This is a genomic window from Streptomyces sp. NBC_01439, from assembly GCF_036227605.1.
Classification (GTDB): Bacteria; Actinomycetota; Actinomycetes; order Streptomycetales; family Streptomycetaceae; genus Streptomyces.
Genome location: NZ_CP109487.1, coordinates 3050001 through 3061668, shown reverse-complemented (window position 1 = coordinate 3061668; position 11668 = coordinate 3050001). Strand labels below are relative to the sequence as shown.

Below are 11668 nucleotides of genomic sequence, written 5' to 3'. Positions count from 1 at the left end.
TGGGACGTCGCAACCGGCGCCCCCAAGTCCCGGGCGCGAAGGGGGTCTCCCCCGCGCGACGGTGATCCTACTTGCCGACAGTCGGTCATTAGCCCGGTAGGGTGGCGCGCGCAGCATGCGCATCCGCGAATCAGTCCGCCGGTGCGGGCGCCAACCAGGGGGGTCACACAGGTGAGTACGGCCGGGACGACGGGATTCTGCAGGGTCACCGTCGTGGCTCCCGACAGTCGCATCGACGTCGCCCTCCCCGAGGACATCGCCGTCGCCGACGTCTACCCCGAGCTGCTGCGCCTCACCGGCCAGACCCAGCCGGTGGGCGCCCCGACCGGCTTCCACCTCGTACGCCGCTCCGGCACCGTCCTCGACGGCGCCCGGACCCTCGCCGGCCAGCAGGTCCTCGACGGCGAGGTGCTGAGCCTGCGCCCCTTCGCCGAATCCCTGCCGCCGGCCGTGTTCGACGACGTGTCCGACGCCGTCGCCTCCGCCGTCGTCCGCGACCGGCACCGCTGGAGCGACGACATGCTGCGCGGCGCGGGCCTGGCCGGCGCCGCCGTGCTGCTCGTCATGCTGGGCTTCGTCCTCTGGTACGCCGACCCGCTGCGCCACGACATGCACGGCCTGCCCGGGATCATCGCGGGCGCCGTCGGCATCCTGCTCACCGCCGTCGCCGGAGTGCGCGCCCGCGTCTACGGCGACCGCCTCTCCGCCGTCGCCCTCGGCCTCGGCGCCCTCCCGCACCTGATGATCGCCGGCTCCGGGATCATCGCCCCGGCCGTCGGCCAGGGACCGGGGCGCCTGCAGTTCCTGCTCGGCTGCGTCTGCGCCCTGATCGCCTCCGTCGCCCTGGTCGCGCTCACCCCCAGCGGCGACGCCCCCTTCGTCGCGGCCACCTTCGTCGCCGCCACCGGAACCCTCGCCACCTTCGTGGCCATCGCCACCGAGGCCTCCGCCACTCACACTGCCGCCGTCTGCGCCCCCGTCGCCATCGGCCTCGTCGCCTTCCTCCCCGGCCTCTCCGCCCGCTTCGCCCGCCTGCCCATCGGCTACGCCGCCCCGCAGAGCGCCACCGAGGATTACGAGACCCCGGACCGCTACGAGACCGAGCCGTACGGTGAGCAGCCCGGCTCCGACCAGCACGAGCCGGGCGCCGCCCCGCTCGACGCCGAGGCCATCGCCGCCCAGGCCCGCCGCGGCCACGAGATGCTGCTCGGCCTGGTCGGCGGCTGCGCCGCGGTCGCCGTCGGCGCCGCTGCCGTCCTCGGCTTCTCCGAGAACACCTGGGGCCGCCTGCTGGCACTCGCCACCGGCCTCGCCATGCTGCTGCGCGCCCGCCTCTTCCGTTACACCTCCCAGGTGGTCTGCGCCCTGACCGCGGGCCTCGTCGCCATCGCGCTGCTGATCCTGGGCATGGCCCTGCACCCGCCGACCGACCTGCTCGAAGCGCTCCTGCGGGAGCACGACAGCAGCGGCCTGGACCTCCGTACCATCTGGCTGACCGCCGCCGTCGCGGCCGGCGCGGCACTCCTCGCCGGAATTGCGCTGGTCATTCCCCGCAAGGGTCTGTCACCCTTCTGGGGGCGGCTGCTCGACCTCACCGAGGCGGCGGTCCTGCTCAGCCTCGTGCCGCTCACCCTGGCCGTGCTGGACGTGTACTCCCGCGCCAGGTCTCTCACCAGCTGAGACGTGGCGGAGCGGCGGCCTGGTACGCTGTGTGACGGCCGTTTGTGTACGCGTCCCCCGGATTCCTCGACGAGAGGGTCTACGGACTGCGCTCAGCGGACCCCGCCTCCCGAGTAACGGAAGCTCCCCAGAGACTCAGACCTGGGGCACTCGGTGGCAACGAAGACCTAAAACGAGGAGTACGCGTGCCGCTCGACGCCGCTACGAAGAAGCAGATCATCACCGAGTTCGGTGCCAAGGAGGGCGACACCGGCTCCCCCGAGGTCCAGGTTGCGATGCTCTCCCGCCGCATCTCGGACCTGACCGAGCACCTCAAGACGCACAAGCACGACCACCACTCCCGTCGTGGTCTGCTGATCCTGGTCGGCCAGCGTCGCCGCCTGCTGCAGTACCTGGCCAAGAAGGACATCCAGCGCTTCCGTACGCTGGTCGAGCGCCTCGGCATCCGCCGCGGTGCGGCCGGCGCCAAGTAAAGCGCTGTGAAGGGAGCGGTTCCCACATCCGGGGGCCGCTCCCTTTGCTGTACGTGCGGGACGGACCGGACCCTTTGTAGTCTGGAACGGACGCACGTGCGCGTCTGAGGAAGACGCGCACAACTGAAGAGGAGGAGCGCCCTCCCACGCCGCCGGTCCTCGGTAGTGGCACCCGGAATGCCCCCAAGGGCAACGAACCGGGTGCTTCGATCGAAGACCGGCCCGCACGCCAGGAGCGCTTCTCCGCAACCGTCCACCGCCACACGGGCGGCGGACGGAGACGACGAAAATGGAGAAAACGCTAGTGGAGAACGAGACCCACTACGCCGAGGCCGTCATTGACAACGGTTCCTTCGGCACCCGCACCATCCGCTTCGAGACGGGCCGCCTGGCCCGCCAGGCCGCCGGCTCCGCCGTTGCCTACCTGGACGACGACACGATGGTGCTGTCCGCCACCACCGCGTCGAAGAAGCCCAAGGACCAGCTCGACTTCTTCCCCCTGACGGTGGACGTCGAGGAGCGGCAGTACGCGGCCGGCAAGATCCCCGGCTCCTTCTTCCGCCGTGAGGGCCGCCCCTCCGAGGACGCGATCCTCACCTGCCGCCTGATCGACCGCCCGCTGCGCCCGTCCTTCAAGAAGGGCCTGCGTAACGAGATCCAGGTCGTCGCGACGGTCATGGCCCTCAACCCCGACCACCTGTACGACGTCGTGGCGATCAACGCCGCTTCCGCGTCCACCCAGCTGGCCGGCCTGCCCTTCTCCGGCCCGATCGGCGGCGTCCGCGTCGCGCTGATCCGCGGCCAGTGGGTCGCGTTCCCGACGCACACCGAGCTCGAGGACGCCGTCTTCGACATGGTCGTCGCGGGTCGCACCCTCGAGGACGGCGACGTCGCGATCATGATGGTCGAGGCCGAGGCCACCGAGAAGACCATCGCCCTCGTCAAGGGCGGCGCCGAGGCGCCGACCGAGGAGATCGTCGCCGCCGGTCTGGACGCCGCGAAGCCCTTCATCAAGGTCCTCTGCAAGGCCCAGTCGGACCTGGCCGCCAAGGCCGCCAAGCCCGAGGGCGAGTTCCCGGTCTTCCTGGACTACCAGGACGACGTGTACGAGGCCCTCGCGGCCGCCGTCAAGGGCGAGCTCTCCCAGGCGCTGACCATCGCGGGCAAGCAGGACCGCGAGGCCGAGCTGGACCGCGTCAAGGAGATCGCCGCCGAGAAGCTCCTCCCGGCCTTCGAAGGCCGCGAGAAGGAGATCTCCGCCGCCTACCGCAGCCTGACCAAGGCCCTGGTGCGCGAGCGCGTCATCAAGGACAAGGTCCGCATCGACGGCCGCGGGATCACGGACATCCGTACCCTCGCCGCCGAGGTCGAGGCCATCCCGCGCGTGCACGGCTCGGCGCTGTTCGAGCGTGGCGAGACCCAGATCCTGGGCGTCACCACCCTCAACATGCTCCGCATGGAGCAGCAGCTGGACACCCTCTCCCCGGTGACCCGCAAGCGCTACATGCACAACTACAACTTCCCGCCGTACTCCGTCGGTGAGACCGGCCGCGTCGGTTCGCCGAAGCGCCGCGAGATCGGCCACGGCGCGCTCGCCGAGCGCGCGATCGTGCCGGTCCTCCCGACCCGCGAGGAGTTCCCGTACGCGATCCGTCAGGTGTCCGAGGCCCTCGGCTCCAACGGTTCGACGTCCATGGGCTCGGTCTGCGCCTCCACCATGTCGCTGCTGAACGCCGGTGTGCCCCTCAAGGCCCCCGTCGCCGGTATCGCCATGGGCCTGATCTCCCAGGAGATCGACGGCAAGACGCACTACGTCGCCCTCACCGACATCCTCGGTGCGGAGGACGCCTTCGGCGACATGGACTTCAAGGTCGCCGGCACCAAGGAGTTCGTCACCGCCCTCCAGCTCGACACCAAGCTGGACGGCATCCCGGCCTCCGTCCTGGCCGCGGCCCTCAAGCAGGCCCGCGACGCCCGCCTCCACATCCTCGACGTGATGATGGAAGCGATCGACACGCCGGACGCCATGTCCCCGTTCGCCCCCCGGATCATCACCGTCAAGATCCCGGTGGACAAGATCGGTGAGGTCATCGGGCCCAAGGGCAAGATGATCAACCAGATCCAGGAGGACACCGGCGCCGAGATCACGATCGAGGACGACGGCACCATCTACATCGGTGCCTCCGACGGCCCGGCCGCCGAGGCCGCCCGCGCCACGATCAACTCGATCGCCAACCCGACCATGCCGGAGGTCGGCGAGCGCTACCTGGGTACGGTCGTCAAGACCACCACCTTCGGTGCCTTCGTCTCCCTCATGCCCGGCAAGGACGGCCTGCTGCACATCTCGCAGATCCGCAAGCTCGCCGGTGGCAAGCGCGTGGAGAACGTCGAGGACGTGCTCGCGGTCGGTACCAAGGTCCAGGTCGAGATCGCCGAGATCGACCAGCGCGGCAAGCTCTCGCTGGTCCCCGTGATCGACGGCGAGACCGCCGGTGACGACGCTGACAAGGACGACTCCGACAAGTGATGTCGCGTAGTTCCCGTGTGACGGCCCGCCCCTCTTCGGAGGGGCGGGCCGTCGCCCGTACCCAAACCCTCCTCAAGGGCAGCAACGGCATCGGCACCGTCCGGCGCACCGTGCTGCCCGGCGGACTGCGCATCGTCACCGAGACGCTGCCCTCCGTCCGCTCCGCCACGTTCGGCATCTGGGCGCACGTCGGCTCCCGTGACGAGACGCCCACCCTGAACGGCGCCACGCACTACCTGGAGCATCTCCTCTTCAAGGGCACGCACCAGCGCAGTGCCCTCGACATCTCCTCCGCGATCGACGCGGTCGGCGGCGAGATGAACGCCTTCACAGCGAAGGAGTACACCTGCTACTACGCCCGGGTGCTCGACACCGACCTGCCGCTGGCCATCGACGTGGTCTGCGACATGCTCACCGGCTCGCTGATCCGCGAGGAGGACGTGGACGCCGAGCGCGGCGTCATCCTCGAAGAGATCGCGATGACCGAGGACGACCCGGGCGACATGGTGCACGACCTGTTCGCGCAGACCATGTACGGGGACACCCCCCTGGGACGTCCGGTCCTCGGCACCGTCGACACGATCAACGCGCTCGGCGCCGACCGGATCCGCCGCTTCTACAAGAAGCACTACGACCCGACGCACCTGGTCGTGGCTGCTGCCGGCAACGTCGACCACAACAAGGTCGTGCGCCAGGTCCGTGCCGCTTTCGAGAAGGCCGGCGCGCTGACCCGCACCGACGCCGAACCGATCGGCCCGCGCTCCGGGACGAAGCGCATCCGCACCGCCGGCCGCGTCGACCTGGTGAACCGCAGGACCGAGCAGGCCCACGTGGTCCTCGGCATGCCGGGGCTCGCCCGGACCGACGAGCGCCGCTGGGCGCTGGGCGTGCTGAACACCGCCCTCGGCGGCGGCATGTCCTCGCGACTCTTCCAGGAGGTCCGGGAGAAGCGCGGCCTCGCCTACAGCGTGTACTCGTACACCTCCGGCTTCGCCGACACCGGCCTCTTCGGCGTGTACGCGGGCTGCCGCCCCAACCAGGTGCACGACGTGCTCCGGATCTGCCGCGACGAGCTCGACAAGGTCGCGACGGAGGGGCTCGCGGACGACGAGATCAAGCGGGCCATCGGCCAGCTCTCCGGATCCACCGTCCTCGGCCTGGAGGACACCGGCGCGATCATGAACCGCATCGGCAAGAGCGAGCTGTGCTGGGGCGACCAGATGTCGGTCGACGACATGCTGGCCCGGATCGCCGCCGTGACCCCGGACGACATCCGCTCGGTGGCACAGGATGTACTGGCACAGCGGCCCTCGCTCGCGGTGATCGGCCCGCTGAAGGAGAAGCAGGCCGCCCGTCTCGACGAAGCGGTCGCCTAGTTCCGTACGTGAGTAAGGAAGCAATATGAGCAAGCTGCGCGTGGCAGTCCTCGGCGCCCAGGGTCGCATCGGCGCCGAGGCCGTCAAGGCGGTCGAGGCCGCCGAGGACATGGAACTGGTCGCGGCGCTCGGCCGCGGCGACAAGCTGGAGACGCTGGCCGAGGCCGGCGCCCAGGTCGCGGTCGAGCTGACCACCCCGGCATCGGTGATGGGGAACCTGGACTTCCTCATCCGTCACGGCATCCACGGAGTGGTCGGCACCACCGGCTGGACCGAGGACCGCCTCGCGCAGCTGGGCTCCTGGCTCGACGGTTCGCCGCAGACCGGTGTGCTCATCGCCCCGAACTTCTCTATCGGCGCCGTCCTCACCATGAAGTTCGCCGCCCAGGCCGCCCGCTACTTCGAGTCCGTCGAGGTCGTCGAGCTGCACCACCCCAACAAGGTGGACGCCCCCTCCGGCACGGCGACCCGGACGGCGCAGCTCATCGCGGCCGCCCGCGCCGAGGCCGGCCTCGGCGCGCAGCCCGACGCCACCGCCACCGCCCTCGACGGAGCGCGCGGCGCCGACGTCGACGGCGTCCCGGTGCACGCCGTCCGCCTGCGCGGGCTGCTGGCCCACCAGGAGGTGCTCCTCGGCGGCGAGGGCGAAACCCTGACCATCCGTCACGATTCCCTGCACCACAGCAGCTTCATGCCGGGCATCCTGCTCGGTGCGCGCCGCGTGGCGCAGACCCCGGGCCTCACCTTCGGCCTGGAACACTTCCTCGACCTGGGCTGACGGACTGATTTCACGATGCGCGCGAAGATCACGTACTTCCTCACGGCCGCCGTCCTGGTGGTCTACTTCGTTCTGGTCGGCAGCCGGGGCCTGATGCTGATCGAGCACGGGACCCTGCTCACGGTCACCTTCGGGGTGGCCGTGCTGATCCTGCCGGTCATCGGTGTCTGGTTCCTCTGGCAGAACACCCGGTTCGTCACGCGGGCCAACCACCTCGCGACCGAGCTGGAGGCCGAGGGCGGACTGCCCGTCGACGAGTTGGAACGGGACGCGTACGGGCGGATCCTGCGGGACTCCGCCGACGAGGTCTTCGCGCGCCGCAAGGCCGAGACCGAGGACGCGCCGGGGGACTGGCGCAGCTGGTTCCGGCTCGCCGTCGCCTACCACGACGCCCGGGACACCCCTCGGGCGCGCAAGGCGATGCAGAGGGCGATCGCCCTGCACGACAAGAAGCCCGTACAGGTCTGACCTGTACGGGCCTCCGGGGGCGGTTCGGGCCGGTCAGGCGGCCACCACGGGCCGGTACTCGTCGGCCCAGGCGCCCACCGTGTCGGCGGCCCGGTCGAAGGCCTCGGTCCGCGACAGGAAGTCGGCGTTGTGGTCCGTCAGCAGCACCGGCGCCTCCGCGCCGTCCCGGGCGCCCATCGTCAGGGCCTGACCCTGCACGGTCCTCGGCAGCCCGAGCCAGCGCACCGGCTGCTGCACCGTACGGAGCTCTCCGATCTCGCTCCAGGCGGTGGTGCGGGTCACGAAGAACCCCACCCGGCGCAGTCCCGCGGGGCTCACCCATACGCCGATGCGCAGGGTCTGCACCGCCGATCCGACGACCGCGAGGGCGGCGATCAGGCAGACGAGGGCTCCGCCCCAGCCGCCCGCGAAGGCGACGATCATCGTGGCCAGCAACATGAAGGCCGACAGCAGGAGCAGTAGCGCGCCGATGCCCACGCGCCAGGGGCCGGGGCGGTAGGGCCGGCGCCAGCGGTCCTGGTCGGCATGGGCCAGGATCTCGTCGCCGTCACCGTCGCCGTCGTCCACATCGGATACGCCGTCGGCCGTCAAGAAGGGCAGGGGCACGGCTGGACCTCACTCACATGCATGTTCGGTTGGGCTGTGCCCGTGAGGCTACCGCCCCTGGGACGCCTCCGACTGCTGCGACTTCTCCGGCGCCTTGCTCGGCTGCAGTGCGGGCATGCCGAGGAGCAGTGAGCCGGCGAGCCCCGCAACCACGGTCAGTCCGACCAGAGTACGGGCGATCAACTGCGTCCTGCCCAGACGCTCGCGCGGCGGCGGAGTGACGTTGCTTCGGAATCGGTCGGCTTCTGAGATGAAGGCGAACGGGACGGGTTCGCGCCGGAGGAACATCAGAGTGAATCTCCTCGGGGTGGAGGGGCGTGCGTTCTCGTAGGTAAGACGTACGGGCCCGTCAATGGGTGCCGGATTTCGGGACATTAGGAAAGATTCATGGCTGTGCGTCAGGCGTACGACGCCCCTGCGCCGCGTGCGTCTGCGTCGGCCGTGCGGGGGGCGCCGTAGAGTGGGCGCGCCCCAGGACGCACGTTTGGAAGGACCCCCGGTGAGCGAAACCGCCGCTTCAGATCTGAAACCCAGCTTCCGCAGTGAGGTGACGGTGGAGCTGGTGAAGCACTCCGCCGCCGACTCCGACGTACTGTGGGCCGCTCGCGTCTCCACGGCCGGCGAGCAGTCGCTGGAGGAGCTGCAGAAGGACCCGGAGCGTTCCAAGGGCCTCATCAACTACCTGATGCGCGACCGCCACGGCAGCCCGTTCGAGCACAACTCGATGACCTTCTTCATCAGCGCCCCGATCTTCGTCTTCCGCGAGTTCATGCGCCACCGCGTGGGCTGGTCGTACAACGAGGAGTCGGGCCGCTACAGGGAGCTCGAACCGGTCTTCTACGTCCCGGACGCCGAGCGCAAGCTGGTCCAGGAGGGCCGCCCGGGCAAGTACGTCTTCGTCGAGGGCACCCGGGCGCAGCAGGAACTGACCGGCCGCGTCATGGAGGACTCCTACGTGCAGGCCTACGAGGCCTACCGGGAGATGCTCGCCGCGGGCGTGGCCCGCGAGGTTGCCCGTTCGGTCCTGCCGGTCGGTCTTTTCTCCTCGATGTACGCCACCTGCAACGCGCGCTCGCTGATGCACTTCCTCGGTCTGCGCACGCAGCACGAGCTCGCGGCGGTCCCGTCCTTCCCGCAGCGGGAGATCGAGATGGTCGGCGAGAAGATGGAGCAGCACTGGGCGAAGCTCATGCCGCTGACGTACGCCGCCTACAACGGCAACGGTCGCGTTGCCCCGTAAGGCGCGGTACACCGGCGGCGCACAGATGCACGGCGTTAAGTCCTAAGTGTCCGTATTGCGACGTTTCGTAAACTTCATCTAGGCTGATCAAACGGACCCGGCACTGCTTGAACCCCCGAGCAGGCAGTGCCGGCGTCCAACACCCCGTTGACGTCCCCCGAGGGGACACCGCGAGCATGGCAGCGAGTAGCGTGTTACCCATGGCTCCGATCTCGACTCCGCAGACCCCCTTCGGGCGGGTCCTCACCGCCATGATCACGCCGTTTACGGCGGATGGCGTACTCGACCTCGACGGCGCGCAGCGGCTCGCCGTCCACCTGGTGGACGCAGGCAACGACGGCCTGATCATCAACGGCACCACCGGTGAGTCGCCGACCACCACCGACGCGGAGAAAAACGACCTCGTACGAGCCGTCCTCGAAGCCGTCGGGGACCGCGCCCACGTGGTCGCCGGCATCGGTACCAACGACACCCGCCACACCCTCGAGCTGGCCCGCCAGGCCGAGCGCACCGGGGCGCACGGCCTGCTCGCCGTCACCCCGTACTACAGCAAGCCACCGCAGGAAGGCCTCTTCCGGCACTTCACGGCGATCGCCGACGCCACCGAGCTGCCGGTCATGCTCTACGACATTCCCGGCCGCAGCGGTGTCCCGATCGACACCGAAACCTTGGTCCGGCTGGCCGAGCACCCCCGTATCGTTGCCAACAAGGACGCCAAGGGCGACCTCGGCCGTGCAAGCTGGGCCATCGCGCAGAGCGGCCTGGCCTGGTACTCGGGCGACGACATGCTGAACCTGCCGCTCCTGTCGGTCGGCGCGGTCGGATTCGTCTCCGTGGTCGGCCACGTGGTCACCCCCGAGCTGCGCGCCATGCTGGAGGCGCACCTGGGCGGAGACGTCCAGAAGGCGACCGAGATCCACCAGAAGCTGCTCCCGGTCTTCACCGGCATGTTCCGTACCCAGGGTGTGATGACCACCAAGGGCGCGCTGAACCTGCAGGGTCTGCCCGCGGGCCCGCTGCGGCTCCCGCTGATCGAGCTGACCGCCGAAGAGACGGCCCAGCTCAAGATCGATCTTGCCGCCGGCGGGGTACAGCTCTGACAACAGACTTCACAACTCAATAAGCACGAACAACCACATACAGAACTGACAACAGCAAGTGCACGAATGACATGCGCGCCACGTGCCTTCCGGGGTACGTGGCGTGCGTGGTGAGGAGAGACTTTTGAGCCATCCGCATCCGGAACTCGGTCCGCCGCCGAAGCTGCCCAAGGGCGGCCTCAGGGTCACCCCCCTGGGTGGCCTCGGCGAGATCGGCCGCAACATGACCGTCTTCGAGTACGACGGCCGTCTGCTGATCGTCGACTGCGGCGTCCTCTTCCCCGAGGAGGAACAGCCGGGCATCGACCTGATCCTGCCGGACTTCAGCTCCATCCGGGACCGCCTCGACGACATCGACGGCATCGTCCTGACGCACGGCCACGAGGACCACATCGGCGCCGTCCCCTACCTCCTCCGGGAGAAGGCGGACATCCCGCTGATCGGCTCCAAGCTGACGCTGGCCCTCATCGAGGCGAAGCTCCAGGAGCACCGCATCCGCCCCTACACCCTTGAGGTGAAGGAAGGCGAGCGCGAGGCCCTCGGCCCCTTCGACTGCGAGTTCATCGCGGTCAACCACTCCATCCCGGACGCCCTGGCCGTGGCCATCCGTACCGGCGCCGGCATGGTCGTCGCCACCGGCGACTTCAAGATGGACCAGCTCCCGCTGGACAACCGCCTCACCGACCTGCACGCCTTCGCGCGTCTGAGCGAAGAGGGCATCGACCTTCTCCTCTCCGACTCCACGAACGCCGAGGTCCCGGGCTTCGTCCCGCCCGAGCGCGACATCTCCAACGCCATCCGCGGGGTCTTCGCGGGTGCCCAGAAGCGGATCATCGTGGCGTCCTTCGCCAGCCACGTGCACCGCATCCAGCAGATCCTCGACGCCGCCCACGAGTACGGCCGCCGGGTCGCCTTCGTCGGCCGCTCGATGGTCCGCAACATGGGCATCGCCCGTGACCTCGGCTACCTGAAGGTCCCGGCCGGTCTCATCGTCGACGTCAAGACCCTCGACGACCTGCCGGACGACGAGGTCGTGCTGGTCTGTACGGGCTCCCAGGGCGAGCCGATGGCGGCCCTGTCCCGCATGGCCAACCGCGACCACCAGATCCGGATCGTCCCCGGGGACACCGTGATCCTGGCGTCGTCCCTGATCCCGGGCAACGAGAACGCGGTCTACCGCGTGATCAACGGCCTGACCCGCTGGGGCGCCAACGTGGTTCACAAGGGCAACGCCAAGGTGCACGTCTCGGGCCACGCCTCGGCCGGCGAGCTGCTGTACTTCTACAACATCTGCAAGCCGCGGAACCTGATGCCGGTCCACGGCGAATGGCGCCACCTGCGCGCCAACGCCGAGCTCGGTGCCATGACGGGCGTCCCGAAGGACCGCATCGTCATCGCCGAGGACGGCGTGGTCGTCGAC

The 11668-nt window shown here is 69.5% G+C and carries 11 protein-coding genes (1 of these 11 running past the window's edge); 9 read left to right on the top strand and 2 right to left on the bottom strand.

All coding sequences use genetic code 11. From position 1 onward, the window contains the following. Window positions 1–171: 171 nt before the first annotated feature. The 6 genes from eccD (at window position 172) to OG207_RS13060 (ending at window position 7302) form a co-directional block, all read left to right on the top strand. A complete protein-coding gene (gene eccD, locus OG207_RS13085; RefSeq protein ID WP_329098763.1) occupies window positions 172–1680 on the top strand; it encodes a type VII secretion integral membrane protein EccD in 1509 nt (502 codons plus the stop codon). Between the two features lie 185 nt (window positions 1681–1865). Continuing rightward, the gene (rpsO, locus tag OG207_RS13080; protein WP_030011220.1) at window positions 1866–2153 is read left to right on the top strand and encodes a 30S ribosomal protein S15; all 288 of its coding nucleotides are present in this window, start codon (window positions 1866–1868) and stop codon (window positions 2151–2153) included. 304 nt (window positions 2154–2457) lie between these two features. Then, the gene (locus OG207_RS13075; protein WP_329107595.1) at window positions 2458–4680 is read left to right on the top strand and encodes a polyribonucleotide nucleotidyltransferase; all 2223 of its coding nucleotides are present in this window, start codon (window positions 2458–2460) and stop codon (window positions 4678–4680) included. Beyond that, window positions 4677–6056: a M16 family metallopeptidase gene (locus tag OG207_RS13070; RefSeq protein WP_329098762.1), complete on the top strand. Its 1380-nt coding sequence runs from the start codon at window positions 4677–4679 to the stop codon at window positions 6054–6056. The genes OG207_RS13075 and OG207_RS13070 overlap by 4 nt, the downstream gene beginning before the upstream one ends. A 25-nt stretch (window positions 6057–6081) precedes the next feature. After that, on the top strand, window positions 6082–6834 hold the full coding sequence (dapB, locus tag OG207_RS13065) for a 4-hydroxy-tetrahydrodipicolinate reductase (RefSeq protein WP_329098761.1): 753 nt from the start codon (window positions 6082–6084) through the stop codon (window positions 6832–6834). Between the two features lie 15 nt (window positions 6835–6849). Next, complete coding sequence (locus OG207_RS13060; protein WP_329098760.1) at window positions 6850–7302, top strand: hypothetical protein; 453 nt, start codon at window positions 6850–6852, stop codon at window positions 7300–7302. Between the two features lie 33 nt (window positions 7303–7335). Here the strand turns inward: OG207_RS13060 and OG207_RS13055 are convergent, their stop codons facing one another. Further along, the gene (locus tag OG207_RS13055) at window positions 7336–7908 is read right to left on the bottom strand and encodes a hypothetical protein (protein WP_402695023.1); all 573 of its coding nucleotides are present in this window, start codon (window positions 7906–7908) and stop codon (window positions 7336–7338) included. A gap of 48 nt (window positions 7909–7956) precedes the next feature. After that, entirely contained in the window at window positions 7957–8196 is a 240-nt protein-coding gene (locus tag OG207_RS13050) for a hypothetical protein (RefSeq protein WP_329098759.1), read from the bottom strand. 211 nt (window positions 8197–8407) lie between these two features. Between OG207_RS13050 and thyX the strand changes: the two genes are divergently transcribed. The 3 genes from thyX to OG207_RS13035 all read left to right on the top strand — a co-directional run. After that, window positions 8408–9148 carry an FAD-dependent thymidylate synthase gene (gene thyX, locus OG207_RS13045; RefSeq protein WP_329098758.1) on the top strand — a complete coding sequence of 247 codons (741 nt, stop codon included), beginning with the start codon at window positions 8408–8410 and terminating at the stop codon, window positions 9146–9148. A 200-nt stretch (window positions 9149–9348) separates the two neighbouring features. Continuing rightward, entirely contained in the window at window positions 9349–10248 is a 900-nt protein-coding gene (dapA, locus tag OG207_RS13040; protein ID WP_329098757.1) for a 4-hydroxy-tetrahydrodipicolinate synthase, read from the top strand. A 124-nt stretch (window positions 10249–10372) separates the two neighbouring features. Continuing rightward, window positions 10373–11668 carry the 5' portion of a ribonuclease J gene (locus tag OG207_RS13035; protein WP_329098756.1) on the top strand. Its footprint extends 390 nt past the window's final position, so only the first 1296 of its 1686 coding nucleotides appear in the window; it begins with the start codon at window positions 10373–10375; the stop codon falls past the right edge of the window.

Bases quoted from the DNA above. Each gene is read 5' to 3' on its own strand.
- OG207_RS13050 (WP_329098759.1), bottom strand. From the start codon at position 8,196: ATGTTCCTCCGGCGCGAACCCGTCCCGTTCGCCTTCATCTCAGAAGCC.
- dapA (WP_329098757.1), top strand. From the start codon at position 9,349: ATGGCTCCGATCTCGACTCCGCAGACCCCCTTCGGGCGGGTCCTCACC.
- dapB (WP_329098761.1), top strand. From the start codon at position 6,082: ATGAGCAAGCTGCGCGTGGCAGTCCTCGGCGCCCAGGGTCGCATCGGC.
- OG207_RS13060 (WP_329098760.1), top strand. From the start codon at position 6,850: ATGCGCGCGAAGATCACGTACTTCCTCACGGCCGCCGTCCTGGTGGTC.